Raw genomic sequence first — 26,940 nt, 5'->3', positions numbered from 1 at the left:
TGCGACTATCGTCTGCTTGCGGGTGAATTTTCCCGCACCTATCCTTCAAGAAAACGGCTTGAGGAGGCCGAAACAAGAGGGGAGGAGCAATGTCAGTTTTGCTGGCGTTGTCGCGCGCTATCGACGCGGCCAATGATTTCATCGGAAAAGCAGTATCCTGGTTGATACTCGTGGCGGTGCTGATCAGCGCCATCAATGCGGTTTCGCGCAAGCTTTTCAATCTCAGTTCCAATGCATGGCTGGAAGCGCAGTGGTATCTGTTCTCGGCGGTTTTCCTGATCGCTGCGGGTTATACGCTGCTGCACAGCGAACATGTGAAGGTCGATTTGCTCTACAGCCGTTACTCGCGGCGCACACAGCTTCTGGTGGAGATTTTCGGCACCATCGTCTTCCTGCTGCCCTTCTGCCTCATCACGATCTATCTTTCATGGCCCATTGTGGAAGCGAAGTTCGCCAGCGGTGAAACCTCGAACAATACCGGCGGGCTGGTTCTCTGGCCGGTCTGGACGCTAATCCCCATCGGTTTCGGGCTATTGGCGCTGCAAGGCCTGTCTGAACTCATCAAACGCATTGCCATTCTGCAAGGGCGGCTACCGGACACGGTGGCGGCTGAAGACGCAGAAGCACAAGCGCTCTGAGGGGGACGGATATGGTTGCTTTCTTCGCGGAAAATCTTGCGCCGCTGATGTTCCTCTCGCTGATCGTCGTGCTTTTGCTCGGTTATCCAGTGGCTTTTGCGCTCGCCTTTGTCGGCTTTGCCTTCGGTTTCGTCGGCATCGAAATGGGGCTTTTGCCGGTCAATCTGTTCGGGGCCATACCCGACCGGATATTCGGCCAGATGTCGAACGAAACTCTGCTTGCGATTCCCTTCTTCACCTTCATGGGGTTGATACTGGAGCGAAGCGGCATGGCGGAAGATCTGCTCGACACGATCGGGCAGCTATTCGGCCCCGTGCGCGGTGGTCTGGCCTTTGCGGTGATCATCGTCGGCGCACTTCTGGCTGCGACCACCGGTGTTGTTGCCGCTTCGGTGATTTCGATGGGGCTCATCTCGCTGCCGATCATGCTGCGCTACGGCTATGATCGCAAGGTGGCGAGCGGCACGATTGCCGCTTCCGGCACATTGGCGCAGATCATTCCGCCGAGCCTCGTTCTGATCGTTCTGGCCGACCAGCTCGGCCGTTCTGTCGGCGACATGTATAAGGGCGCGCTGGTGCCGGGTCTGATGCTGGTCGGTGTCTATTGCGCCTTCATCATCGGCATGTCGATCCTGCGTCCGGAAACCGTACCGGCTCTGCCGCCACACGCCCGCACCTTGAAGGGGTGGAAGCTGGCGCAGCGCGTGGTGGTTTCGCTCGTGCCGCCGCTGGTGCTGATCTTCCTCGTTCTGGGTACGATCTTCATCGGCGTCGCTACGCCGACAGAAGGCGGCGCGATGGGTGCGGTCGGCGCATTGCTGCTGGCCATCATCAACCGCCGCCTGAACATGAAGATGCTGACCTCGGCGCTTTACGCTACCGCGAAGCTATCGTCCTTCGTCATCTTCATTCTGCTGGGTGCACGTGTCTTCTCGCTCACCTTCTATGGCGTCAACGGCCACGTCTGGGTCGAGCATCTGATGACTTCCATTCCGGGCGGTGAAGTCGGCTTCCTGATCGTCGCCAATCTTCTTGTCTTCTTTCTGGCCTTTTTCCTCGATTATTTCGAGCTGGCTTTCATCATTATCCCGCTTCTGGCGCCGGTGGCCGACGCTCTCGGCATCGATCTCGTCTGGTTCGGCGTCATGCTGGCGGTGAACATGCAGACATCGTTCATGCATCCGCCGTTCGGGTTTTCATTGTTCTATTTGCGCTCGGTGGCGCCCTCGCGCGCCTATAAGGACAAAATGACGGGTGCCACGATCCAGCCGGTCACGTCTGGCCAGATCTATATGGGGTCGATCCCGTTCCTGCTGATCCAGCTGGTCATGGTCGCGATCATTATCGCCTTTCCGGGCATAGTCACCCATTACAAATCCAGCCACCCGGCGGCTGATCCGTCCACGATCCAGATCAACGTTCCAATGCCGGGTCTGGGACCAGATGCGGGCGGCGGCAACCCGTTCGGTAATGCGCCCGCCCCCTTCGGTGCGCCTTCGCCGTCCACGGACCCGCTGCCCGCGCCATCTTTCGGGTCGCCGCCACCAAGTTTCGGACAACCGGAAAAGCCTGCGCAGTGAGGATAGGGGAGACCAGTCACTGCGTGGGTCATTTATGATCAATCGTCTTAGAGGAGGAAGACATGAAACAGGATTTGAACCGCCGTACATTTCTGACCAAGGGCGCGGCCATTGGTGCCGCAGCAGCAACAAGCGGCGCAGCGCTTGCCACGCCAGCCATTGCGGATGAACTGCCAACCTTGCGCTGGCGTCTGACATCGGGCTTCCCGAACAATCTCGACACGATCTATGGCGGCGCCGTCTATATGGCTAATGCCTTGTCGAAGATGACGGATGGCAAGTTCCAGATTCAGGTGTTTCAGGCAGGCGAACTGGTGCCCGGTCCGCAGGCAATCGACGCAGTGCAGGCCAATACGGTCGAAATCGCGCATACATGCGGCTATTATTTCACCGGCAAAAACCCGGCTTTCGCCATCGGTACTGCCATTCCCTTCGGCATGAATACGCGCCTGCAAAATGCATGGCTCTATCATGGCGGCGGCAACGAACTTTATAATGAATTTCTGTCTGATTATGGCGTTGTCGGCATCGTCGGTGGCAACACCGCCGCGCAGATGGGCGGCTGGTATCGCAAGGAAATCAAGAGCCTCGAAGACCTGAAAGGTCTGAAGATGCGCATTGCCGGCGTGGCCGGCGAGGTCATGTCTCGCCTTGGCGTCGTACCGCAGCAGCTTCCGGGCGGCGATATCTATCCGTCGCTGGAACGCGGAACCATCGATGCTGCCGAATGGGTCGGCCCCTATGACGATGAAAAGCTCGGCTTTTACCAGATCGCGCCTTATTACTACTATCCGGCTTTCTGGGAGGGTGGCGCTTCGGTGCATTTTTTCGTCAACAAGCAGCAATATGAAAGCCTGCCGGAAGCTTACAAAGTGGCTCTGAACACCGCCGCTCAGGCTGCAACGCAGAACATGATCTCGCTCTATGACGTCAAGAATACCGCTGCAATTCGCTCGCTGGTTTCGAAGGGCGTGCAATTGAAACCCCTCCCGCGCGATGTGCTGGATGCGGCTTACAAGGTCACCTTCGATCTCTATGCCGAATATAATGAGAAGAACCCGGCCTGGGCGAAGATCTATCCGAGCTGGAAGAAATTCCGTGACGAGGGCTTCGAGTGGTTCCGCGTCGCCGAATATACCTATGACAGCTATGTCTATGCCGCGCAGGCGGCAGGCAAATAGGCAGCGTCATACTTGTTTAGTTTTGGGGAGGGGCCGGTTTCCGGCCCCTTCTTTTCACTTTGCCATCGTGGGAAGCGCCGGGTGCTTGCCCCTTGCGGCGCTATGCGCCTATATAACAGACCAGTTCGTACATTTCTGAAAACAGCCCGACGATTACAATGGATAGCGCAGTGGAGCTTGCACAGGCCCGTGCGGGACGGAAAAACGATCCCGACAGCACCAAGGAAAATATCCTCGAAGTCGCGACCGAGGAATTCGTTCACTCAGGATTTTCCGGTGCGCGGGTCGATACGATTGCCGAGAAGACCAAGACGTCCAAGCGGATGCTCTATTACTATTTCGACAGCAAGGAAGGGCTCTATCTGGCCGTTCTGGAGCGGGCTTACGCCAAGATAAGGGCGCTGGAAAGCCGCCTTCAGCTTCAGGATTTCGAGCCGGAAGAGGCGATGCGCCGATTGATCGAAGCCACATTTGATCACGACGACGCCAACCCTGATTTTGTCCAGCTGGTCAGCATCGAGAATATCCATCGCGCCGAGCACCTGAAGAATTCCAGCGTTCTCCAGCGCACCAATTCCGGTGTCATTGGGCTTATTGCAGGAATTCTGGCGCGCGGCGAAGCAAGCGGTGTGTTTTCCCGCAAGGTCGATCCGGTTGACCTGCATCAGATGATCAGCGCCGCCTGCTTTTTTCGGGTTGCTAACCGGCACACATTCGGCGCGCTTTTCAATCGGAACCTCATGGCGGATGAATACCGAACGCGGCATCGCCAGCTTATCGCGGATATGATTCTGGCTTACCTGAAATCGTGAGACTCAAAGCGCCTTCAATTCGGTGCGCATTGCAAAAATAGTCACGGCGTCCGATTGACGTTACTAACCAGTTCGTACATTTTCAAAAACAAGAAACCTGCCGTGCGAAAATGGCGGGACGATAGGGGTGGAGTTTAAATTCCGTGACGGAAACAGTGACGCGGTCGGTTCGCGTGGGCTTGATTGGCAGCGGCATTGGTGCCTCTCGCACCCCCGCCATGCATATGCACGAAGGACGCATGAACGGCATCGATTACCGCTATGATCGGCTCGATCTTTCGGTGCTGGGCGTAGGCGTGGAAGCGCTGCCTCATCTGATGGATCAGGCGGAAAAAGACGGCTTTGCCGGGCTGAATATCACCTACCCCTGCAAACAGGCGGCGATCCAGTTCGTCGATGAATTGTCACCCGATGCGGCGGCACTCGGCTCAATCAATACGGTGACGTTTAAAAATGGTCGGAGAACGGGCTATAACACCGATTGGTGGGGCTTCGCACAAGGCTTCCGCCGCGCATTGCCTGACGCTAAGGTCGACAATGCTGTGCTGATCGGTGCAGGCGGGGCGGGAGTGGCCGTTGCCCATGCACTGGCGACGATGGGCGCGCGAGCCGTTCAGGTTTTCGATTTGGATGCTGCCCGAACCGAAGCTCTGATCGCGCAACTCGCATCAAGGCACGATGTTTGCCGGTTTGAATCGGGCAAGGATATCGCCGCCGCGCTGGAGGCTGCCGACGGACTGGCCCATGCCACGCCGACCGGAATGGCGAAGCACCCCGGCGTGCCGCTGGATACGAGCCTTCTGATGCCCCGACACTGGGTGGCGGATATCGTTTATTTCCCGCTTCAGACCCAGCTCCTTGCCGAAGCGGCGAAGCGCGGATGCGGTGTCGTTAATGGCGGCGGTATGGCCGTCTTTCAGGCCGTCGGCGCGTTCGAATTGTTCACGGGATTGACGCCGAAAGTCGACCGCATGATTGAGCATTTCAGCTCTCTTGGCGAAGGCGGTGGCATCTAAAAAACGGCCCGCGTTAAGCGGGCCGTTTCTGCTTGGGGGGAGGATAAGACTTACTCCGCAGGCTCCAGCTGTGGCACGGCGTCCGTGATGACCGGTGCGCCAGCCAATGCTGCAGCAAGCTTGTCCTGATCCAGCTCGTTTTCCCAACGTGCGACGACGATGGTAGCAACCGCATTGCCGACGAGGTTGGTCAGTGCGCGGCATTCCGACATGAACCGGTCGATGCCGAGAATGAGCGCCATGCCAGCGACGGGAACCGACGGTACGACGGACAAGGTTGCCGCCAGCGTAATGAAGCCAGCGCCGGTGATGCCTGCGGCGCCCTTGGAGCTGAGCATCGCCACCAGTAGCAACAGGATCTGGTCGCTCAACGACAGCGGAATATCCGTCGCCTGCGCGATGAAGAGGGCGGCCAGCGTCATATAGATGTTGGTGCCGTCCAGATTGAACGAATAGCCGGTGGGGATGACGAGGCCGACGACCGAGCGCTTGCAGCCGGCCCGTTCCATCTTGTTCATCAGGGCTGGCAGGGCTGCTTCCGACGAGGAAGTGCCCAGCACGAGCAGCAGTTCTTCCTTGATGTAACGGATCAGCGCCAGAATGGAGAAGCCGTTATAGCGCGCCACGGCACCCAGAACCACGAGTACGAAAAGCAGCGAGGTCAGGTAGAAAGTGCCGATCAGCATGGCGAGATTGGCAATGGAGCCAATGCCATATTTGCCGATGGTGAAAGCCATCGCGCCGAAAGCGCCGATTGGGGCAGCCTTCATCAGGATCGAAACCAGCTTGAAAACCGGTGCGGTGAGGACATGCAGGAAGTCGGTGACTGGCTTGCCGCGGTCGCCAACAAGTGCAAGCGAAATACCGAACAGGACCGAGAAGAACAGAACCTGAAGAATGTCACCCTCGGCAAAAGCGCCGACAATCGTCGTCGGGATGATGTTGCTGAGGAAGCCGGTGATGCTCTGCTCATGCGCCTTGGTGGCGTAATCCGCGACGGCCTTGGGGTCGAGAGAGGCCGGGTCGATATGCATGCCAGCGCCCGGCTGCACGACATTGGCCACGATGAGGCCGACAATCAAAGCGAGCGTGGAGAAGGTGAGGAAGTAGATCATCGCCTTGCCAGCAACGCGACCGACCTTCTTCATGTCGGTCATTCCGGCAATGCCGGTTGCGACCGTCAGGAAAATGACGGGAGCGATGATCATCTTCACAAGCTTGATGAAGGCATCGCCCAGCGGCTTTAGCTGCGTGCCAAGCTCGGGATAGAAATGGCCGAGCAGAATACCGGCGGCAATCGCGACCAGTACCTGAAAATAGAGATGCCGATAAAGCGGGGTGCGGCCGCGCGGTTCATCCGCCGTGCCTGTCGGAATTGCAATCATTGTGTCCTCCGTTTGGCTCAGCCTGGATTGTGTCCAGCCTCCCGAGCCTTTCAGTTTGGGATGTCAACGGCCCTCGACCGCTGTTGGAGGTTCTATTTGCAATGTCCGTGCCAGTTGGCGGATAATTGCTTATCCTATTGAAATATATTAATATTATTGTCGTTGTTCTGATGGGCTTTCGCTGATATGTGCGAAATTTTACACATTTCACTTTTCTATGTGTGCGAAATATCGCACAATATTGCTGATGGATAAGCTGGCAGCGCCGATCATTGATGAAGCAAACCTGAGAGCCGCCAATCGCCGGGCATGGGCTCTGTTTGCGCTTATATGCGCCGTGTTCTTTGCGCTCGCCTTCTGGCTGGTCGGCAACACCGCGCATGAGCGGGCCGTGGTGGCTTTGAGCGAACAGGCGCGCATTGATGCCAATCTCAACACGGCGCTGCTGCGCGCTGTTCTCGACAAGCAACGCGCGTTGTCGCTTGTTCTGTCAAAGGATGAAGAGCTGGCATCGGCGCTTCAGGACAACACGGCTGCGACCATCGTTCCCGCAAACCGGAAACTGGAAACGCTTGCGGAGGGTACGCAGGCAGCGGTGATCTATCTGGTGGGGATGGACGGGATTGCGATTGCGGCCAGCAACTGGCGCGGACCTGTCAGCTTTGTCGGTAATGATTACAAGTTTCGGCCCTATTTCCAGCAAGCCCTGATCAATGGTGGCGAGGAATATTTTGCGCTCGGTAATGTGAGTTTCCGCCCGGGCCTTTATATTTCGCGGCGTGTCGATGGCCCGAATGGGCCTCTTGGGGTCATCGTCGTCAAACTGGAATTCGACGATCTGGAACAGGACTGGCGCAATGCGGGACGCCCCACTTTCGTGACGGACGAGCGCAACATCGTGCTCATAACCAGTCAGCCATCATGGCGTTTCATGACCATCGGTCGGATCGGTCCGGAACAATCCCAATCCATTCGCGACAGCCTGCAATTTGGTGATGTGCCGTTGCAACCTTTGCCGCTGTCCATGACGCCGGTGGGGGAGGGCGACGTGCTGTTGATGAACGCACAACTGCCGGGCGAGGGACGCAGCACGCAGTTTCTGGCCATTCATTCCACGGTGTCGTCCACGCCCTGGCAGATGTACAGCATGGCCCCGACAAAACCGCAGATTCCCGCAGCGGTGCGCGAGGCGCGTCTGATTGCCTTCATCATTCTGGCGGCCATTGCGACAATCGCCGGGCTGCTGCTGCGCAGGCGGCAGAAGGTCGTTGCGCGCATAGCCGCCGCCGGGCGCACGCAACTGGAGCTGGAGCAGCGCGTAGAGGAACGCACCCGTGATCTCAGTCTGGCAAGAGATCGCCTCGAAGCCGAAATCAGCGACCACCATCGCACGGAATCCATGTTGCAGGGTGTGCAGCAGGATCTGGTTCACGCCAACCGTCTGGCCATTATGGGGCAAGTGGCGGCAGGCGTTGCACACGAAATCAACCAGCCTGTCGCGACGATAAGGGCCTATGCAGACAATGCGAAGACCTTCATCACGCGAAGCCAGCTGGATGCGGCAGCGGAAAATCTTGATGAAATTGCTGCACTGACCGACCGCATCGGCACCATCACCGGCGACCTCAAGGCCCTTGCCCGCAAGGGGCGTTCGCCTTCCGAGCCGACGCCGCTCAGCCAGGTCATTTCGGGTGCGCTTGTGCTGCTGCGCAGCCGTTTTTCCGGGCGCATGGATCAACTGGATATTGAATTGCCGCCGCCTGATCTGCGCGTCGTCGGCCATTCCCTGCGGCTGGAGCAGGTTCTCATCAACCTGTTTCAGAACGCGCTGGAGGCGGTTGAAGTCAAAGGCAATGAAGGGCGCATCGAAGTGCGAGCTACGGAAAGAAGCGAGACCGTGCTGGTCACCGTATCCGATAACGGGCCGGGCATGCCGCAACATATTCGCGACAACCTGTTCTCGCCCTTCAACACGTCGAAGGAAAAGGGCCTTGGCCTCGGTCTGGTGATCGTCAAGGAAATCGTCACCGATTATGGCGGGACCATATCTGCGGAAAGCAGTGCCGAGGGCACGGTCTTCCGCGTCGAATTGAGAAAAGCATGATGGATAATTCTCTTTCCGTTATTCTCGTTGATGATGACAAGGCATTGCGCCGTGCCACGCGGCAAACGCTGGAGCTTGCCGGGTTTATGGTCGTGGATTATGGCAACGCCATCGACGCACTGGCGGATATCACATCGGATTTTGAGGGTGTCATCGTTTCCGATGTGCGGATGCCGCAGATCGATGGCCTGCAATTCTTCGCGCGGATCAAATCCATCGATTCCGATCTGCCGGTGATACTGATTACCGGCCATGGCGATATTCCGATGGCGGTTCAGGCCATTCAGGACGGCGCCTATGATTTCATTGCCAAGCCTTTTGCCGCCGACCGTCTGGTGCACAGCATTCGACGCGCCGGTGAAAAGCGCCAGCTTGTGCTTGAAAACCGGGCGCTGCGCGCTGCTGCAACCGATGCGGAAGGTGATCTGCCGTTGATCGGTCAGACGCCTGCGATGGAAAACCTGCGCCGCACGCTGCGCGACATCGCGGATACGGATGTGGACGTGCTGGTGGCGGGTGAAACCGGCAGCGGCAAGGAGGTCGTGGCCCAGCTGCTGCACAATTGGAGCCGTCGTCGCAAGGGCAATTTCGTTGCGCTCAATTGCGGCGCGCTGCCGGAAACCGTGATTGAAAGCGAATTGTTTGGCCATGAGGCCGGTGCTTTCACCGGCGCACAGAAAAAGCGGTTGGGACGCATCGAACATGCAAGCGGCGGCACGCTGTTTCTCGACGAGATTGAAAGCATGCCAGCAGCAACGCAGGTGAAGCTGCTGCGCGTGCTGGAAATGCGCGAGATCACCCCGCTCGGCACCAATGAAATCCGCCCGGTCAATTTGCGTGTGGTGGCGGCTGCCAAGATCGATCTCGGCGATCCGGCGCAACGCGGAGATTTTCGCGAAGACCTCTATTACCGGCTCAATGTGGTGACACTTTCGATACCGCCGTTGCGGGAACGCCGCGAGGATATTCCGCTGCTTTTCGCGCATTTTCTGACGCGTGCGGCAAAGCGCTTCAATCGCGATGTGCCTGAGATCGACGCGGCCACGCATCGTTATCTGATGGGCCATGCCTGGCCGGGCAATGTGCGTGAACTGGCGCATTTTGCCGACCGGGTGGCGCTCGGTGTTTCGACCGCCAATGGTATGGGTCGCCCGGTGTCGGATGATCAGGAGCCTTTGCCGAAGCGTCTGGAGCGCTATGAGGAAACGCTGATCCGTGAAACGCTTGCCGCCCACAGCGGCAATGTGCAGGATACGATCAAGGCACTCGGCATTCCGCGCAAGACCTTCTACGACAAGATGCAGCGTCACGGCATTACCCGCGCTGACTATCGATCCAATGAATAGTAACAGAATGAAGGAGAGCGGGCTCCTCCCCAAGAGCCCGCTCTCCAGATGCATCGCCCCCCGCTTCGGTGCGATGCTTTTTTGTCGGCCTAACTATTAGCTTTCTATATTTTTGTTGCAAGCAAAACGTTACACAGTTTTGCGGGAAGTAATTGCTGTCCTCAACCGTTGCCAACGATGCTCTGCTCAAGAAGTTTGAGCGCATCCTTTTTGGTAAGTTCAGTCGGATTGCCACCTGCTGTCGGGTCGACAATTGCCATTTCGGCAATCAGATCCTTGCGGGCGTCGTCCATCTCCAGCCCCTTGATGAATTCTGGCAATGTGTTTGGCACGCCGAGGTCCTTGCGCAGTTTCACAATGGCAGTGACGAAGCCGTCGAAACCGCCCTTGATGCCCAGATAATCTGCAAGACGCTCGATCCGCTTTTCGATAGCGGCGCGGTTGTGGTGCAGTACATAGGGCATGAAGACCGCATTGGTCATGCCGTGATGGGTATCGTAGAGCGCGCCAATCGGATGCGACAGCGAATGGATCGCGCCAAGCCCTTTCTGAAAGGCGGTGGCGCCCATCGCGGCAGCGGCCATCATATTGGCGCGGGCCTCAATGTTGTTGCCGTCGGCATAGGCCTTGGGCAGATTTTCGAACACAAGACGGATTCCTTCAACTGCAATGCCGTCTGCCATCGGGTGAAAGCCGGGTGCGCAATAGGCTTCAAGGCAATGCGCCAGCGCATCCATGCCGGTGCCAGCCGTGATGAAAGGCGGCATGCCGGTGGAAAGTTCAGGATCGGCAATGACTGTTACTGGCAGCATTTTCGGGTGGAAAATGACCTTCTTCGTGTGGGTGGCTTCGTTGGTCAACACGCCTGCGCGGCCCACTTCCGAGCCGGTGCCGGCGGTAGTCGGAACGGCGATCACCGGCGCGATGGCGTCGCTGTCGGCGCGGGTCCACCAATCGCCAATATCCTCAAAATCCCAGACCGGGCGCGTTTGGCCAGCTTGAAAGGCGATCAACTTGCCCAGATCGAGCGCCGAACCGCCGCCGAAGGCGATGACGCCGTCATGTTTGCCATCCTGATAGACCTTCACGCCTGCATAGAGATTGCTTTCGACCGGGTTGGGCTTAACGTCGGAAAACACTCCGTACTTGACGCCCGCCGCATCGAGAATGGCCAGCGTGGAAGCGACCACGGGAAGTTTCGCCAGACCCGGATCGGTGACGAAAAGCGGACGCGCAATGCCTGCTGCCTTCAAAACGGCGGGCAGTTCCTTGATGCGCCCGGGTCCGAAAAGAACGGTGGTCGGGAAGTTCCATTTAGCGGTCAGTGTCGTCATATCGATTGCTTTCAAAGTGGGGCAGAACAGGGATCAGATCAGATTTTTTCACGCAGGTGGAAGGATTTTGGCCGGGTCAGATTGCCGTAGCCAATCGGCGAAAGGGAAGCGCCTTTGCCGGTATCCTTGACACCCGTCCAGACAAGGCCGGGATCGAGATAATCGCAGCGGTTCATGAAAACCGTGCCGGTTTCAATGCGGTCACCAAGCGCTGCGGCGCGGTCCGTATCCGTGGTCCACAGCGAAGCGGTCAGGCCGTAAATGCTGTCATTCATCAAGGCGAGCGCTTCCTGATCGTTGCGCACTTTCATGATGCCGACGATAGGGCCGAAACTCTCTTCGCGCATGACGCTCATCTGGTGATCAACATGGGTGAGCACTTCCGGCGCGATATAGGGCGAACCGGTCACATCATGATCGACCTTCATATTCACATGCGCCTTGGCACCCTTGCGCAGCGCTTCCGCTTTCTGCTCGCGGATGAGATCGGCGAAGCGCGCCTGCGCCATCGGTCCAAGCGTCGTGCCAGCATCCAGCGGATTGCCGACGACATATTGGCGTGTCAGATCAATGAAGCCATCGACAAAGCGGTCATAGACATCTTCATGCACATAGATGCGTTCGATGCCGCAGCAACATTGACCCGAATTGAAGTAAGCGCCATCGACCAGATTGGCCACGGCGTGGTCCAGATTGACGTCCGGCAGAACATAGGCCGGGTCCTTGCCGCCAAGTTCCAGCCCCATCGTCATGAAGGTGCCTGCGGCAGCCTTTTCAATGGCCCGACCGCCGCCGACCGATCCGGTGAAATTCACATGATCGACCGTGCCCGAAGCCAGCAGTTTTTCGGTGGAGGCATGATCCAGAACGACATTCTGGAAGACACCCTTGGGCAGCCCGGCCTTCTCAAACGCCTGTGCAAAGCGCTCACCAGCCAGAAGCGTCTGTGTGGCATGTTTGAGGATAACGCTGTTGCCTGCCATCAGGGCGGGAATGATGGTGTTGACGGCGGTGAGATACGGATAGTTCCACGGCGCAATCACCAGCACGACGCCAAGCGGCACATGTTTGACATAGCGGCGGAAACCGTCTTTCGGCGCTGGGAGATAAGGCTCCAGCGCTTCCCCGGCAATGTCGATCATGTACTGACCGCGTTCCTGCACGCCGCCGTTTTCGCCGCCGTAACGGGTTGGTCGCCCCATCTGCCAGGCAATCTCCGGCACGATTTCGTCCTGCATCGCGGCAAGCGCTGCAAGCGCAGCACGGCAATAACGCGCCCGCTCCGTTATGCTCAGTTCGGCCCAGGCAGCTTGCGCCGCGCGCGCGGCAGCAACCGTGGACTGGATGGCGGTTTCGCTCAAAAATGGGCGCTCGGCATAGACCGAACCGTCGATAGGCGAGATGATCTTGGCGGTGCCGCTCATCGGGCATGTCCTTCATATGTCATTCTAGATGGTGGCCGGTCAGTAGCGCTCGAAGCCGCGATGCAGTTCCCAGTCCGTGACGCGACGATCATATTCGATCTGCTCCCAATGGGCCGTGTGAACATAATGGCTGACCACATCCTCACCGAGCGCCTCTTTCAGGAAAGACGAGTTCTTGAGAGCAAGGGCGGCTTCGCGCAGCGTATAGGGAATTTCCTTCAGTTTCACCGCGCCATAGGCATCGCCCACGAAAGGCTCTTCCAGTTCCAGCTTTTCATCCACGCCCTGAAGCCCGGCGGCGATCAGCGCAGCGAAAGCGAGATAAGGATTGAGGTCGGCCCCGCCGATACGGCATTCGATACGGATCGCCTTGGTGCCTTCACCGCAGAGACGGAAGCCCGCCGTGCGGTTGTCTTCGCTCCAAGTGATCTTGGTCGGCGCGAAGGTGCCCGCCTGAAAGCGCTTGTAGGAATTGATGTAAGGCGCGAGGAAATAAGTGTAGTCGGTCGCATACTTTAACTGGCCCGCCACCCATGACCGCATCAGCGGCGTCATCGTATGCGGCGCTTTCGGGTCGAAGAAGAGCGGCTCCTTGCCGTCGGCGCTCCAGACGGAATTGTGCACATGGCTGGAACTGCCCGCTTTGTTGTAATCATATTTTGCCATGAAGGTGATGCACTTGCCGTGTTGCTCGGCAATGTCCTTCATTGCGGTCTTCATGATTACATGCCGGTCGGCCATTTCCAGCGCTTCGGCATAACGCACATTCAGCTCTTCTTGCCCCGGACCCCATTCGCCCTTCGAATTTTCGACGGGAATGCCCGCCGCAGCCAGTTGATTGCGCATGGCGCGCAGAACCGGCTCTTCTCTGGTCGTCAGGTGAATCACATAGTCCTGAATATAGGGCGAGGCCGTTTCCATGGCCTGCCAATGCTTGTTGCGGGCCGTCTTGTAGGACTCGTCAAAAATATAGAATTCCAGCTCGGATGCGAAATAGGCGCGATAGCCGCGCTCATGCAGGCGGGCGAGCTGCTTTTTCAAAATAGCCCGTGGCGAATGGGCCAGATCGTGATGGTGATGATCCTGCACGTCGCAAAGAATGATGGCGGTCTTTTCCAGCCATGGCGCAAGCCGGATGGTGGAAAGATCCGGCTTCATGACGAAGTCGCCGTAACCCTTGTCCCAGCTCGCGGCCTCATAGCCCGGCACCGGCTCCATGTCGATATCGTCGGCAAGGAGATAGTTGCAGCCATGGGTTTCGTCATAGGCGGATTCCACGAAGAACGGCGCATAGAAGCGCTTGCCGATCAGGCGCCCCTGCATATCCACGATGCAGGCGAGAACTGTATCGATATCTCCGGCAGAAACGGCTTTCTTGAGTTCTTCAAACGATAGGGATCCAGCCATTCTTGTGCTCTCCAAAAATTATCCGATGGGAAACTCTGGCCGGATGAACCGGCCAGAGTTGCTGGTTAGTGGGCAGTTTCGCCGACGGCCCGTTCTGCGGCTGCGATTTCAGCCGCACGCTTGGCGATCCGGTCGCCGACCGGCGGGCCCTGGAAACGCTTGTTCTCGACGGTCAGCCAGAGAACACCGGCAAGCAGGACGAAGCCGACAACGATCCACAGCACCTTGTCGTTTGGCGGCTGCACGGCGATGTAGAAAATAATCGCCATGCCGACGACTGAAAGGAATGTCACCAGCTTGTAGAGGCCGCCCGACATGGCCCATGGTCCCGGGTTCGGCCATTTCGGCGTGCCATAGGCAAAAATCGCCAGCACGAGCGGAATGGTGAAGGACAGGAACAGGAAGACGAGCGTCGAGTTGACGACGATGGTGTAGAGGTTGGTGCCACCGATGGAGACGAACTGCGCCGCGAAAACATAGATGATTTCGAGGAAGGCAGCGGTCCAGATCGCAGCAACCGGCGTGCGGTATTTCGGCGAAACGCTGGCGAGCGTCTTGGAGCCGATCGGCATGCCGTCATCGCGAGAGAAGGCGAACAGCATGCGCGATGCGGACGTCACCGTCGCCAGACCGCAGAGTAGCTGCGTGATGACGATGGCGAAATAGATCACATTCTTCAGCGGTCCGGGCAGGATGGCGTCCATGGTGCCGAAGAACATGCCCCAGCCTTGCGCGGCTGCTGCATTCATGTCCGGGATTGCCAGCGTGATGGCGCAGATCATGATCCAGCCGACGAGCGAAGACCAGAATACTGCCGATACAATGCCGCGCGGAACCGTATGGGCTGCCTTGATGGTTTCCTCGGATGTATGGGCCGAGGCGTCATAACCGGTGATCGTATAGACCGGCAGCAACAGGCAGAGCAGGAACAGGTAAGCCATGTTGTCGCTCTGCGGGAAGACTTCGCCGCCCGCTGCACCGGAATAGTTGGTGAAGGTCCACAGACGCGAGAAATCCAGCGCTGGCGCATAGACCAGACAGCCGACAACCAGAGCGGCGGTGGTGATGAAGATGATATAACCCGAAATATCGGTCAGGAATGTCGTGACCTTGATGCCGAGATGGTTGAACAGGGCCTGCCCGATGGTGATGATCGTGACGAAAATCACGATATGCCCTGCCGAGGTATCCATGCCGATCAGGTGGCCGAACGTTCCCTGAAAGAAGAAGGCGGTGCCGATATTGATCGCGCCGAGAACGGTGATCAGCCCGAGCAGGTTGAGCCATGCAGTCAGCCAGCCGGTGAAACGGTTACCGAGAATAGAGGCCCAGTGATAGAGGCCGCCAGCGGTCGGGAAGGCCGAAGCGATCTGCGCCATCGACAGGGCGAACATGCCGGATATCAGACAGCCGACAATCCAGCCAATACCTGCGCCAGCGCCGCCGACCGAGGAAATAGCCTGGGCGAAGGAGTTGATGCCGCCAGACAGGATGCAGATGATGGAAAATGAAATTGCGAAGTTCGAAAATCGGCTCATGGAACGTTGCAGTTCCTGAGCGTAACCCATGCCATGCAGGACTTTGATGTCCTCGCTTTTATCTTTATCGGAGTAATCTGAGCTCATGGTTGTTCCCCTTTGATCTCTGCTCTCTACTCACTCATGCGGATGGTACTTTCAGTCTTCTTCTCTTGTCATAAAACCTGATCAGGCTTTCAGGTTGCGGAAGATTTCCGCAAGCCGTGAAGCCCATGCTGTCTGCGCCTTTGCGTCGGCGATTTCATTGTTGCGGATTTCGATCATGGCGCAGGGCGTATTGCGCGGGCGTGCATGGCGTTCCAGCGTGTAGTAAACACGGTCGGAAGGCGCGTAAGGCTCATTAACGCCCACATTGAGCGCGGAATCCTGCTTCAACGCCGCAATCAATGGCGCGGCTACACGGTCGTCCGCGTCGTGAATAATGCCGATCTGCCAGGGGCGTGCCACATCGCGATAGACCGGCGTGAATGAATGGATCGTGACGATCCACGACGGCAGGCCGCGTGCCGCGCGCGCCGCGATCAGTTGTTCGATGCGCGCATGAAATGGGCGATGCGACATGTCGATTCGCGCCGTGCGTTCGAGCGAGTTCAGCTCGTGATTGCCCGGAATGACAGTCATTTCGCTGACCTCCGGAATGAGGTCCGGCGCGTCGAGCGGACGGTTGCAATCAATCAGCAGACGCGACAGGCGCGACTCAACCAGCGGCGCGTCGAGCGCGGCGCTCAGATGCCGTGCAACCTCAACCGCACCGGGGTCCCAGGCGATATGGGCGCGCAGGGCATCCTCGCCCAGACCCAAACCGTCGAAACGTTCCGGCACATAATTGGAAGCGTGTTCGCAAACGAAAAGCCAGGGACTCTGCCCCGTTTCGTTGACGACAAAAACCGGCTCATGCGAAGCCGGGCGTCCCTCTCGCTCGTCCGCCATCTGTTTGTTCCCTGCGCTGTAACTTATGTTACGTTTTTTAAAATTCTGCGCTATTGCGGATTATTTGATACGCCGTATGATAATTTGTCAAATATAATTTGGCTCACAATTCACAAGTGTTGTCGGGCCGAAACGTCGAATGGAAAACGCCTTGTCGGAAAGCGCCAGCGTCGCCGAACGCATCAATGAACGGATCGATACGATGCCCGCCGGAGAGCGTGCCGCAGCCCAGACATTGATCGCCAATTACCCCATGCTGGGGTTGAAGACGGTGGCGGAATTTTCGGCGCAGGCAGGGGTCAGTTCTCCGACCATCCTGCGTTTCGTGAACCGGCTCGGTTTCCAGAACTATCCCGAGTTTCAGGCGCATCTGCAAAACGAGCTTGCGGCGCAATTGCAGTCGCCGCACCATCGCAATGAACACTCGGACAAAAGCCTGGATACGGCCTATCCGGCGGTGGAGCACACGCAGGAGAATATCCGCGAGACATTCCGTCACCTTGGCGCCAAGCAGTTGCGGCAAGCGGTGGCGGCGCTTTCGAATGCCAAGGGCAATATTTATCTGATCGGCGGTCGCTTCACCGACCCGATCGCGCAATATATGACGGCGCATATGACGATCATTCGTCCGCATGTGTTTCATCTTGGCGGACAGGAAAGTATCTGGCGCGACCGGTTGCTCGATATGGGCAAGCGCGACGTGCTCGTCGTTTTTGACATTCGCCGCTATCAGGACAGTCTCCTGAAGCTTGCGGAAAAGGCGCGGGCGCGGGGTGTGGAGGTCATTCTCGTGACCGACCAGTGGCTGTCGCCGATTGCCCGTGTTGCGCGCCATGTGCTGGCTGGCCGCACGGCGGTGCCCTCCGCATGGGATTCGTCGGCGGCCCTGTTTGTGCTGGCTGAAACCCTCATTCGCGAAATGACGCGGATGCTGGAAAAGGACAGCGCCGCACGCATTGCCGAACTGGAAGGATTGCGCTGATTTTGCTGAAACAGCGTTCAACTCGTTTCAAAAGTGTAATTTTACGTTACTGGGTAGTCGAGAAAAGCTATTTAAGTCATTGCTAACGTTGCGTTAGGTTCTGGTTCCTCCCAACCAGAAAATATCCAGAAATTATTAGCAACATGGCTACAACCTATTCTCTTCCGGATTTATCCGGCATTCTCCCCGCGCGCAAAATAAAGGTAGGAAAAGCTGGTTTCGCCGATCGCTGGCGCATGCTTTTTCTGGCGCTTATTTTCCCTGTCATTTCGTTCGTCGTTGTCTGGGCCTGGGGTCCGGGCCTCTATGCGGATTATCAGATCAAGCAGGATCCGGTGGTGATCGAAGATGCGACCATTTTCGACGGCAATTGCCGGACCAAGAAGATGATCACCGACTGCAAGGCCAACATCTCCTATGAGTATGAAGGCGAGCGCCTGATCAAATCCGTCGATTTCTCTTTCGTCAGCTTTTCAAGCGGCGATTATGAAACCGATGTCGTGATGCAGAAATCGCATCCTGAAAATGTCACGCTGTCGCTGGCTCTCGATGAGTTCTGGAACCGCCTGACGGTGGGCGTCGTCCTGCTTGGCATCATGCTTGGCTGTTCTGTCCTGTTCATCAAGCGTTTTCTCAACATTTCGAAGACGGTGGGTGCAGCAAAAAGCGAAGCGGAATTGCAGCTTTACTGGGCGAAAATCCTTTCGCGCAAGGACAGCATGGGCAAGTCGCGCATCGGCTACAGCCCGCTGACCGGTGTGAAAAAGCCGCCGCATATCGTGACCGTTTTCGGCAAGAAGGAAGCGCCTTTCTTCCACTACGACGAAAAGAGCGATGAGACATTCGGCGTTGCCGCAGCGCATCCGGATGGCACGTTGCCGATCCTTCTTGATGAGCAACTTGCGCGCCTCGAACTGACGCCGGAAGAACGGGCAAAGGCGGAAAACGCGCTCGGCAATCTGGCGACTGCATAACGACATAAAGCGCCGCCTGTTTTCAGGCGGTGCTTTGCTATTCAAATGCTGATGCGGCTGACTTCAGTCAGCCAATCCACAGACGCGCAGAAACAGTGTCGAGACTTCTTTTTCGATGCGCTCGAAATCCAGTGGATCGTCCTTGCCGACTTCCATCATGCTGCGCACCTGCGTTTCAAAATCGGCATAATGCTGCGTCACCGCCCAGATATGCATCTGGAACAGCAGCGGGTCGACCGGCTTGATACGGCCAGTGTCCACCCATGACTGGATCAGTTTGACCGCGCGATGGGTGGCGGTGACATGCTTGGTCCAGTGGCGGCTGAGATAGGGCGCACCATTGGCGATTTCGGTGGTGAAAAGCCGCGATGCTTTCGGGTTCTTCTGGCTGTAGTCGAGTTTCGCCCGAATATATTGGCGGATCACCTTGGCCGGATCGTCTTCCGCGCTGGCATCGAGGAAGATATCTTCCCACTCATCGAGGATGAAGACGATAATGTCCTCGTAGAGTTCTTCCTTGCTGGAAATATAATAATGCAGCTGCGGCTTGGTCAGGCCGGCGCGTTGCGCAATGCCTTGCGTGGATGCACCAACCAGACCCTTTTCGGCAAATTCATCGATAGCCGCGGTACGGATCGCGCCGAGAATGCGCCGTCGGCGGTCGAGAACCTTGTCCCGTCCGGTCGGCTCGATGTCGTCATTCTCGTCGTCGATCGTCATATTTGTAACCGTGGTCAGAGGAGAAGCCGCCGGGCATTTCAGAAACGCGGGGCGGCTTTCCGTTTTCGTGGTGGGCTTACTGGCCCAACTGCTTCTTGATGTCGAGGCCTGCGCCCTTATTGACGAAGGCGTCGGTCGCAACCTTGCTCATGTCGAGTTCTTCACCACTGACGATGCCGGACTTGCGCGCCAGCTCGTAGAACGCCTTGACGCGGCTCATATCGATGGCGCCAATGCCCTTGGTGACCGCATCGCCGCTGTCGATCAGCTGAAGTTCCTTGAGATTAGCCAGTTCGGCGTCGAGCGTTTCCTTGCTCATATCCGCATTGTCCTTGAGGATCATCTCATAGGCCTTGCTGTGGTCGCCATACATGAAGTTGACCCAGCCTTCGATGGAAGCTGTCACGAAACGCTGTACGAGGTCGGGGTTCTTGTCGACCAGCTCCTGACGCGTTTCGATGGTGTTTGCATAGGTGTTGTAGCCCTCATCGGCGAGCAGGAACGTCTTGACCTTTGCGCCTTCCTTGGCCGCATAAAGCGGTTCGGCGGTCGCATAGGCCTGCTGCACGGTCTTCTTGTCGCCGAGGAACTGGGCGAGGCTATAGCCATAGGGGCGCAGCTGTTCGTCCTTGAAACCGAATTCCTTCACCAGCCAGGGCCAGAACGAGAACTGGCCGTCCTTGGAAATCAGGATTGTCGGTGCGTTCACCAGATCCTTGAAATCCTTATATTCGCCGTCATGCGCCATCAGGGCCTGTGGGTCCTTCTGGTAGAAGGCAGCCACAACCGTGGTTGGAACGCCATTGGCGACATTGTTGAAGGACAGAAGCAGATTGCCAGTGAGCAGGAAGTCGAGGCGGCCTGCGGCCAGCATCGGACGGTTGTTGACCTGCGGTCCGCCCATTTCGATCTTTACGTCGAGGCCGTATTTTTCATAGGTGCCATCGGCGAGCGCCTGATAGAAACCGCCGTGGCCAGCCTGCGCCAGCCAGTTGGTGCCGAGCGTCACCTTGTCGAGCGCAAAGGCCATCTGTGCGGAAAGGCCAAGCGAGAAAGCGGCGACTGCCGCAAAGAGTGCTTTTTTCATTCGTGTCGTTCCCCTGTTATCAGTTCGAAAGTGCCATGTCGGCGGTCCAGCCGCGCGTTTTGCCGGGATTGAGCAGACCGTAAGGATCGGCCAGTTTCTTGAACTCGATCTGCACGCTGTCGATCTCCTTCATGCCGCCATCCTCAATGGTATAGGCATGGGGATCGTAGATGTCGCAACCGTCGACCTGTTCCAATTCACCGATGAGCTTATACATCGCATCACGGTCTTCGAAACGCACGAGCGGCAGGCCGAAAATCTGCACTTCGCCTTCAAGGCGCGCCATTTCATGGTGCATATATTGCGTGTCGCCATAACGCTCGATCTGGCGATTGACCAAGGCCGGGTCGAAGGGACGTGGATAGGCAACCTGAAGATAGGTCCAGCCCGGTTCCGCCTTCAGCGCCTGAAGTGTCGTGTGGTTCCAGCCGCATTCATAGGCAGGCTGAAGACCAGCCTTGTGCAATTCGTCCAGCGTCATGGAGAACGACACCTGACCGTTGAATTCGGTCGCAAGCTCTGCGAAGCGCTCGCGCTCTTCCGGCGCGATCATGGCGAAAACGGCATCCTTGTCGGATGGAAACAGATCGCCGAACTTGGTGTAGAAGCGCGCAAAGCGCCGATCCACAGTGGTCAGAAGATAGCAATCCAGATTTTCTTCCAGCGCCTTGAGGCAGAAGTTCAGCGTTGCTTCATAGCTATCGAAAAGCGCTGCAGTGTGGATCCAGTCGGTCGCCTTGGTCAGCCCGATTTCCAGCTCCAGAATGATGCCGTTGGTGCCATAGGCGTGCTGGACCTTGTGGATATCGCGGCCCGTCAGCTCGATAATTTTCGGCTCCGGCTCGACGGTCAGAACCTTGACCGAATAGACATTGCCGTCATCGCGCAACATGCCGTGGCGCAGCGAGCCGATGCCGCCCGAACCGCCGGAGAAGAAGCCGCCAATGGTGGCGATGCGGCGGGTGGACGGATACATCAGCAGTTCCTGTCCGGTTTCGCGCACGGCATCGTCAAGACGCGAAATGCGTGCACCGCCTTCAACGCGCACCTTGCCCGGCTCGATGGCGATGATGCGGTCGATCTTGGTCATGTCGAGAATGACGCCACCTTCAAGGGGCACGCACTGGCCGTAATTGCCGGTGCCGCCGCCGCGAACCGTGATCGGAATGCGCAGTTTCGCGGCTGCCGCCGCCACGCGGCGCACCTCGTCCTGATCTTTCGGGATAACGACGAGGTCACCGACATAGTGGCCGATATCTTCGGTCAGGATAGGGCTGTACCAGAAGTAATCGCGGGAGCGCAGCTCGACCTGCTTGGGGTCGTCATAGATGCGGATGCCGTCGATTTCGGCGCGGAATGCGGCCCAGTCATAGATGCGCTGCGGGGCGACAGAATTCATGGGTTTCTCCCGTAAACATGGTCCGAAACAATGCCGTCGCGCCAGACACGGCGGAGGGCTTGCGGACGGCTGATGAGATCGTTGAGGTCTTCGGCGTCGTGCCAGATAAAATTGGCGGCACCGCCAGCTGACAGCGTCTGTACGCGCTCGCTCCTGATCAGGCGTGCGGGCAGGGTGGTGATGCTGTCGAGCCATGCGTCCGGCTCCAGATGACAGACAGGCGCTGCAAGGCGCAGGATCGCAAGCGGATCATAGTCGCCATAGGGGTAGAAGGCATCGCGCACATTGTCGGAGCCAAGCATGGCTTCAACACCGGCCAGACGTGCTTCTTTCAGCGGAGCCACGCCACGAAGACGCGGCGATTTTCCGCCGATCCGGTCTTGCAGATAGAGATTGGTGGTGGGCAGCGAGACGAGCGCGACGCCTGCTTGCGCTGCGGCATCGAGAATGCGCGTCAGTTCATCCACTGTCCTGAGCGAAAGCGAGCAGGCATGGCCGCACAGCACGCGGCCCGCCATGTGATGCCGCCGGGCGGCATCCACGATCAGCGAAAATCCGTCCGCTTCAACATCCAGACCTTCGTCGACATGAAAGTCGAGATCGAGATCGTTTTCGACGGCGAGACGGAACATTTCCTCGATCTTGGCTGCAAGATCGGCATTGCGGTAGAAGAACGCGCCAAGCACGCCGCCATCGGCTTTGACCCGGGCCGCGATATCACGACCGGCTTCCAGCACCAGATCGCCGTGCACAAGGGCCGCGAGTTGAAGGTCTACGCGGTCTTTCCAGTCCTGACGCAGTTGGTTGAGAACCGGCCATGCGGTCGGAACTTCCGGGCTCGTCCAATCCACATGGCTGCGAATAGCGCCGACGCCTTGCGCAAAGGCAGCCTCAAGGCCACGGGTGGCGCGGGCGCGGATATCTTCGGCGTGCCAGTTCTGGCGGTCGGTGTTCATCAGGTCGATGGCGTCGAACAGGCATTCGACCTTGGTGTCGCCATTCTGCGCGATGCGCTGGATCGTGAATGTCTTGTCGAGATGCACATGCACATCGGCCAGAAGCGGCGTCACACACCCGCCGCCGGTTGCCTGCGACGGCGTGATCGCGGCAATGCGGCCATGCTCGACATGCAGGTCATATCGGCCCGGACGGCCTGCGATGGCAACACCTTGCAACATATCAGCGATCTCTGCGGATTTCGCTTTCGTGCCAGCGTCCGAGGACAAGGCGCGACAGCCAGCTGGTGATCAGGAAGATCACAATGCCGAGCAGCGAAACAAGGAAGAGCGCGGCGAACATGCGCGGGATTTCATTGCGGAAGCTTGATTCAAGAATACGCGATGCAAGGCCAGTGCTCTGGCCTGCGGTGCCGGCGACGAATTCGGCCACCACAGCGCCGATCAACGACAAGCCGCCGGCGATTTTGAGGGCCGCCATGAAATAGGGCAGAGCGCTCGGAGCCAGCAGATAGCGCAGGCGCTGCCATGGCGAGGCGCGATAGAGCTTGAACAGATCGCGCAGATTGTGGTCGGCGCTGCGCAGTCCGATCACCGTATTGGACAGGATCGGGAAGAAAGCGACAATCCATGCGCAGATGAGCAGGGCCGAGAAAGTATCGCGTACATAGATCAAGATTAGCGGTGCAATGGCGATCACCGGCGTCACCTGAAGGATGACGGCGAAGGGGAAGAATGCCATTTCAATCGGGCGAGACAGCGCAAACACCATGCCGAGCAGAACGCCGCCAATAATGGCGCAGGCTAGCGAGATCAGCGTCAGCTTGACGGTGAACCACATGGACGCCATCAGCGACGGACCGTCCTTGAAAAGCGTTTCCGCAATCAGCGACGGGGCCGGGATCAGGTAATGCGGCACTTCATAGAAGCGCACCAGACCTTCCCAGATGCCGAGCGCGATGATGATCGCCAGCGTCGGCATGAGAATGCGCAGGGTGCGCTCGCGCCGGGCGAGACGATCCTGTTCGGAATTGAGGACTGGCAGTTCGTTTTGCATCTGGTTCATTTGCATGTCCTCAGTGATCGATATCTTCAGAGGAAAGCGTCGCGGTCAGCGTATCGGAAACTTTGGCGCAATATTTTGCGTAAGAATCCGTGGTGCGGTAGTTTTCAGCCCGCGGATAAGTGCCGATGATGGGAATATCGGCCACGACGCGGCCCGGACGCGCCGCCATCACGATCACGCGGTTGGAAAGATAGACCGACTCGTAAACGCTGTGGGTCACGAAGATCACGGTCAGCCCGTGTTCCTGCCAAAGGCGCAACACATCATTATTGAGCTTGAAGCGTGTCATCTCGTCGAGCGCTGCAAAAGGCTCGTCCATCAAAAGCAGGCGCGGGCGTGTGACCAGAGCGCGCGCAATGGAAACACGCATTTTCATGCCGCCCGAAAGTTCACGCGGAAACGCATTGGCAAAGCGAGACAGGCCAACCTGCGTCAGCACTTCTTCAATGCGAGGCTTGGCTTCCTTGCGCGAAACACCGGAAAGCCGCAGCGGCAGATAGACATTGTCGTAGACGCTGGCCCAAGGCATCAGTGTCGGCTCCTGAAAAACGAAGCCGATATCCTGTGCGCCGGAAGAGCCCCCAGACATTTTATTGCCGGGGGCATGGCCATTGACGCGAATTTCGCCCGCCGAGACCGATTCCAGTCCGGCGATCATGCGGAGCGCCGTGCTTTTGCCGCAGCCCGAAGGCCCAAGAAAGCTGACGAACTGACCTTGCTCAATCTTGAGCGACATGTCGTTCACGGCCATGACGCCGGTGCCGTACTGCTTGTAGACACCGTTAATGTCGATCAGTGGTGACTGGTTCTGCGAGTTGGGGGCCACGCTCATCGTCCTTACCAAGCAGTATTGTTGTCGAGCCAGGAGAGCGGCGCGCGCTCAATCTCGCCCAGCGCTTCAATCAGCCGGTCGGCGGCGAAATCGATGGTCTTGCGGCCCTTTTCGGCGGTTGCAATCGATGCATTGCCGGCTGCGCCATAGGCGTTGATGTCCTGCATCTGCCATGCGGGCTTGGCGCCGCCGCCGAGGCTGATATGCTTGTATTCGTCAGCGAAAACTTCAGTCAGCGTACGGAAATCCTGCGCCTTGTCCATCACGACCAGATCGGGATGCATTTCCAGCATCACCGATGTTTCCATGTCGCCAGCATGAATGCCATGCTTCAGATCATGCTCGCTGTAAACGCCATCGGGCATGCCAAGGCCAAACCAGTTGAGGCAGAAGACCATCATATTGTGCTGCACGCGCAATTCGCGGGCGACAATGTCCATCACCGGAATATTGCCGCCATGGCTGTTGAACAGCACCATCTTGCGCACGCCGCTTGCCGCTACACAGGCACCGATCTCGCACCACATGCGGATGACCGTCTCGACTGAAAATGTCAGCGTGCCGGGATAGCGCTTGTGTTCATTGCTCTTGGCTATGGCCTGTGTCGGCAGGAACAGAACATTGCTTGTGTCGGGCAGCCGCTTGATCAGCTCCGCCACCATGCCGTCGGCGACGGCTGCGTCCACACACATCGGCAGATGCGGTCCGTGCTGCTCGATTGCGCCAACGGGCAACACCGCCACGAGCTTGTCGCGCTCGAGACGCGAAAACGCCTCGCTGGTGTAATCGGACCAATATCGTTTCAAGGCGGCGCTCCAAGTTTGTTTGGCGTATTGAAGCAGGAACCTTACTAAACAATCTGACCGATTGGTCAAACTAAATGTTTAAAAATCGCGAGCGGCGTGCAATTAAGATGTGAATCCGTGGTAGATGCGCCACGCGAGAGACCGGCACATGACTATGATGCGCGGAAATTTCCGGAGGTCCTATGGACGAGAGATGCATTATTATAGGCGCGGGCCATGCGGGCTCGCAGGCCGCAATCAGCCTTCGTCAGGAAGGCTATGCCGGAGACATTGTCCTCATCAACGATGAGGCGGATATTCCCTATCATAAGCCGCCGCTTTCCAAGTCTTATCTCAAAGCGCCGGAGCATGGCGGCCTGGTGCTGCGTCCGGAAAGCGCCTATCGCGACAATAATATCGAGATGCTGTTCGGGCATCGGGTCGAGGGCGTATCGCTGACCGAGCGCACGGTGACCCTCGATGATGGTCGCGTGCTGAACTGGTCCGATCTGGTCTTTGCGACCGGTGCCCGCGCGCGCATTCCTGATATGCCGGGTATCGATCTTGACGGCGTGGTCACGCTGCGCCGGATGGAAGATGCGCGTCGCATTGCCGATCTGATGCCGACGATCAGCAATGTTGTGATCATCGGCGGCGGATTTATCGGGCTTGAAATGGCGCATAGCGCGCTGGCGCTCGGCAAAAACACCGTGTTGATCGAAGCGGCCCCGCGTGTTCTCGGTCGCTCGGTCGCGACGCAAATCTCCGCACATGTCGAAACGCGCAGCCGCGCCGTCGGTATCACGCTGCATACCGGGCTCGGTGTGATGGCAATTGAGGGCGAAAACGGTCGTGTAACGGGCGTGAAGGCCAGCGATGGAACCGTGTTCCCGGCGGATATTGTGGTGATTGGCACGGGCGCGCTGCCAAATGTGGAGCTTGCCGCTGCCGCAGGTCTTATTATCGACAATGGCATTGTCGTGAACGACCATATGCGCACATCTGCGGACCATGTTTACGCCATCGGCGATTGTGTGAGCTACGATCATTTCCATGCCGGTCGTCGCGTGCGGCTGGAATCGGTACAGAACGCGACCGATCAGGCAAAGCATGTGGCCCGCAGCATTGTCGGTCGCGCCACGCCGTTCCGCGAAGTGGCTTGGTTCTGGTCCGATCAGGGCGACATGAAGCTTCAGACGGCAGGCCTGTCGTTTGAAGCCGACCGTCATATTCTGTCGGGCAATCCCGACGATAATGCCTTCTCGGTTTTCCATTTTGCCGGTGACAGGCTGGTTGCGGTCGATTCCATCAATCGTCCGGCGGATCATATGATCGCCCGTCGCCTGCTGGCTGCCGGAATCAACCCCACGGAAGCCGATATTGCCGCGGGTGCGCCCCGTTTGAAGGAACTTCTGGCCAGCGCGCCCAAATCATAAGGAATATT

At 57.8% G+C, this 26,940-nt stretch carries 23 protein-coding genes; 10 read left to right on the top strand and 13 right to left on the bottom strand.

Features of this window, described 5'->3' with window-relative positions; translation table 11 throughout:
* The first annotated feature begins 89 nt into the window (after nt 1-89).
* The 5 genes from FGI60_RS08780 (at nt 90) to FGI60_RS08760 (ending at nt 5,227) form a co-directional block, all read left to right on the top strand.
* Nucleotides 90-638 (top strand): TRAP transporter small permease subunit, encoded by a 549-nt coding sequence (locus FGI60_RS08780; RefSeq protein WP_138784858.1) that lies wholly within the window; start codon nt 90-92, stop codon nt 636-638.
* Between the two features lie 11 nt (nt 639-649).
* The gene (locus FGI60_RS08775; RefSeq protein ID WP_138784857.1) at nt 650-2,218 is read left to right on the top strand and encodes a TRAP transporter large permease; all 1,569 of its coding nucleotides are present in this window, start codon (nt 650-652) and stop codon (nt 2,216-2,218) included.
* Between the two features lie 62 nt (nt 2,219-2,280).
* On the top strand, nt 2,281-3,399 hold the full coding sequence (locus FGI60_RS08770; protein WP_138784856.1) for a TRAP transporter substrate-binding protein: 1,119 nt from the start codon (nt 2,281-2,283) through the stop codon (nt 3,397-3,399).
* Nucleotides 3,400-3,557: 158 nt separating this feature from the next.
* Nucleotides 3,558-4,211, top strand: coding sequence for a TetR family transcriptional regulator (locus tag FGI60_RS08765; protein ID WP_138784855.1), 654 nt, complete (start codon nt 3,558-3,560; stop codon nt 4,209-4,211).
* 143 nt (nt 4,212-4,354) lie between these two features.
* The gene (locus FGI60_RS08760; RefSeq protein ID WP_138784854.1) at nt 4,355-5,227 is read left to right on the top strand and encodes a shikimate dehydrogenase; all 873 of its coding nucleotides are present in this window, start codon (nt 4,355-4,357) and stop codon (nt 5,225-5,227) included.
* A 50-nt stretch (nt 5,228-5,277) separates the two neighbouring features.
* Here the strand turns inward: FGI60_RS08760 and FGI60_RS08755 are convergent, their stop codons facing one another.
* Nucleotides 5,278-6,612 carry a dicarboxylate/amino acid:cation symporter gene (locus FGI60_RS08755; protein WP_138784853.1) on the bottom strand — a complete coding sequence of 445 codons (1,335 nt, stop codon included), beginning with the start codon at nt 6,610-6,612 and terminating at the stop codon, nt 5,278-5,280.
* Between the two features lie 247 nt (nt 6,613-6,859).
* Here FGI60_RS08755 and FGI60_RS08750 point away from each other — a divergent pair, with 247 nt between their 5' ends.
* Together FGI60_RS08750 and FGI60_RS08745 are read left to right on the top strand one after the other, a co-directional pair.
* Nucleotides 6,860-8,716: a sensor histidine kinase gene (locus FGI60_RS08750; RefSeq protein WP_138784852.1), complete on the top strand. Its 1,857-nt coding sequence runs from the start codon at nt 6,860-6,862 to the stop codon at nt 8,714-8,716.
* Nucleotides 8,716-10,062, top strand: coding sequence for a sigma-54-dependent transcriptional regulator (locus FGI60_RS08745; RefSeq protein WP_138784963.1), 1,347 nt, complete (start codon nt 8,716-8,718; stop codon nt 10,060-10,062). Before FGI60_RS08750 ends, FGI60_RS08745 begins: the two co-directional genes overlap by 1 nt.
* Before the next feature lie 161 nt (nt 10,063-10,223).
* On the opposite strand, the gene FGI60_RS08740 is transcribed toward FGI60_RS08745, so the two are convergent.
* The 5 genes from FGI60_RS08740 to FGI60_RS08720 all read right to left on the bottom strand — a co-directional run bounded on the left by FGI60_RS08740 (nt 10,224) and on the right by FGI60_RS08720 (nt 16,695).
* Nucleotides 10,224-11,396, bottom strand: coding sequence for an iron-containing alcohol dehydrogenase (locus FGI60_RS08740; RefSeq protein ID WP_138784851.1), 1,173 nt, complete (start codon nt 11,394-11,396; stop codon nt 10,224-10,226).
* A gap of 38 nt (nt 11,397-11,434) precedes the next feature.
* Nucleotides 11,435-12,820, bottom strand: a complete 1,386-nt coding sequence (locus FGI60_RS08735) for an aldehyde dehydrogenase family protein (protein WP_138784850.1) — start codon at nt 12,818-12,820, stop codon at nt 11,435-11,437.
* A gap of 39 nt (nt 12,821-12,859) precedes the next feature.
* A complete protein-coding gene (locus FGI60_RS08730) occupies nt 12,860-14,227 on the bottom strand; it encodes a glutamine synthetase family protein (RefSeq protein ID WP_138784849.1) in 1,368 nt (455 codons plus the stop codon).
* Between the two features lie 65 nt (nt 14,228-14,292).
* Nucleotides 14,293-15,852: an amino acid permease gene (locus FGI60_RS08725; RefSeq protein WP_138784848.1), complete on the bottom strand. Its 1,560-nt coding sequence runs from the start codon at nt 15,850-15,852 to the stop codon at nt 14,293-14,295.
* An 81-nt stretch (nt 15,853-15,933) separates the two neighbouring features.
* Nucleotides 15,934-16,695 (bottom strand): N-formylglutamate amidohydrolase, encoded by a 762-nt coding sequence (locus FGI60_RS08720; RefSeq protein WP_138784847.1) that lies wholly within the window; start codon nt 16,693-16,695, stop codon nt 15,934-15,936.
* 139 nt (nt 16,696-16,834) lie between these two features.
* Here FGI60_RS08720 and FGI60_RS08715 point away from each other — a divergent pair, with 139 nt between their 5' ends.
* Complete coding sequence (locus FGI60_RS08715) at nt 16,835-17,677, top strand: MurR/RpiR family transcriptional regulator (protein WP_138784846.1); 843 nt, start codon at nt 16,835-16,837, stop codon at nt 17,675-17,677.
* Nucleotides 17,678-17,820: 143 nt separating this feature from the next.
* A complete protein-coding gene (locus FGI60_RS08710; protein ID WP_138784845.1) occupies nt 17,821-18,651 on the top strand; it encodes a hypothetical protein in 831 nt (276 codons plus the stop codon).
* 63 nt (nt 18,652-18,714) lie between these two features.
* Here the strand turns inward: FGI60_RS08710 and FGI60_RS08705 are convergent, their stop codons facing one another.
* From FGI60_RS08705 to FGI60_RS08675, 7 genes are all read right to left on the bottom strand, one after another.
* Nucleotides 18,715-19,371, bottom strand: coding sequence for a TetR family transcriptional regulator C-terminal domain-containing protein (locus FGI60_RS08705; protein ID WP_138784844.1), 657 nt, complete (start codon nt 19,369-19,371; stop codon nt 18,715-18,717).
* Nucleotides 19,372-19,447: 76 nt separating this feature from the next.
* Nucleotides 19,448-20,458, bottom strand: coding sequence for an ABC transporter substrate-binding protein (locus FGI60_RS08700; RefSeq protein ID WP_138784843.1), 1,011 nt, complete (start codon nt 20,456-20,458; stop codon nt 19,448-19,450).
* Between the two features lie 19 nt (nt 20,459-20,477).
* Entirely contained in the window at nt 20,478-21,857 is a 1,380-nt protein-coding gene (locus FGI60_RS08695) for an FAD-binding oxidoreductase (protein WP_138784842.1), read from the bottom strand.
* Complete coding sequence (locus FGI60_RS08690) at nt 21,854-23,035, bottom strand: amidohydrolase family protein (RefSeq protein WP_138784841.1); 1,182 nt, start codon at nt 23,033-23,035, stop codon at nt 21,854-21,856. Before FGI60_RS08690 ends, FGI60_RS08695 begins: the two co-directional genes overlap by 4 nt.
* Nucleotide 23,036: 1 nt before the next feature.
* The gene (locus FGI60_RS08685; RefSeq protein WP_171058738.1) at nt 23,037-23,879 is read right to left on the bottom strand and encodes an ABC transporter permease; all 843 of its coding nucleotides are present in this window, start codon (nt 23,877-23,879) and stop codon (nt 23,037-23,039) included.
* A gap of 10 nt (nt 23,880-23,889) precedes the next feature.
* Complete coding sequence (locus FGI60_RS08680; protein WP_138784840.1) at nt 23,890-24,711, bottom strand: ABC transporter ATP-binding protein; 822 nt, start codon at nt 24,709-24,711, stop codon at nt 23,890-23,892.
* A gap of 5 nt (nt 24,712-24,716) precedes the next feature.
* Nucleotides 24,717-25,517, bottom strand: a complete 801-nt coding sequence (locus FGI60_RS08675) for a creatininase family protein (RefSeq protein ID WP_138784839.1) — start codon at nt 25,515-25,517, stop codon at nt 24,717-24,719.
* Nucleotides 25,518-25,699: 182 nt separating this feature from the next.
* Here FGI60_RS08675 and FGI60_RS08670 point away from each other — a divergent pair, with 182 nt between their 5' ends.
* Nucleotides 25,700-26,932: an NAD(P)/FAD-dependent oxidoreductase gene (locus FGI60_RS08670; protein WP_138784838.1), complete on the top strand. Its 1,233-nt coding sequence runs from the start codon at nt 25,700-25,702 to the stop codon at nt 26,930-26,932.
* The last annotated feature ends 8 nt before the right edge of the window (nt 26,933-26,940 follow it).

This window comes from Brucella haematophila, from assembly GCF_005938105.1.
Taxonomy (GTDB): domain Bacteria; phylum Pseudomonadota; class Alphaproteobacteria; order Rhizobiales; family Rhizobiaceae; genus Brucella; species Brucella haematophila.
The sequence above is the reverse complement of the archived record's forward strand: the minus strand, read 5'-3'. Positions and strand labels throughout refer to the sequence as shown.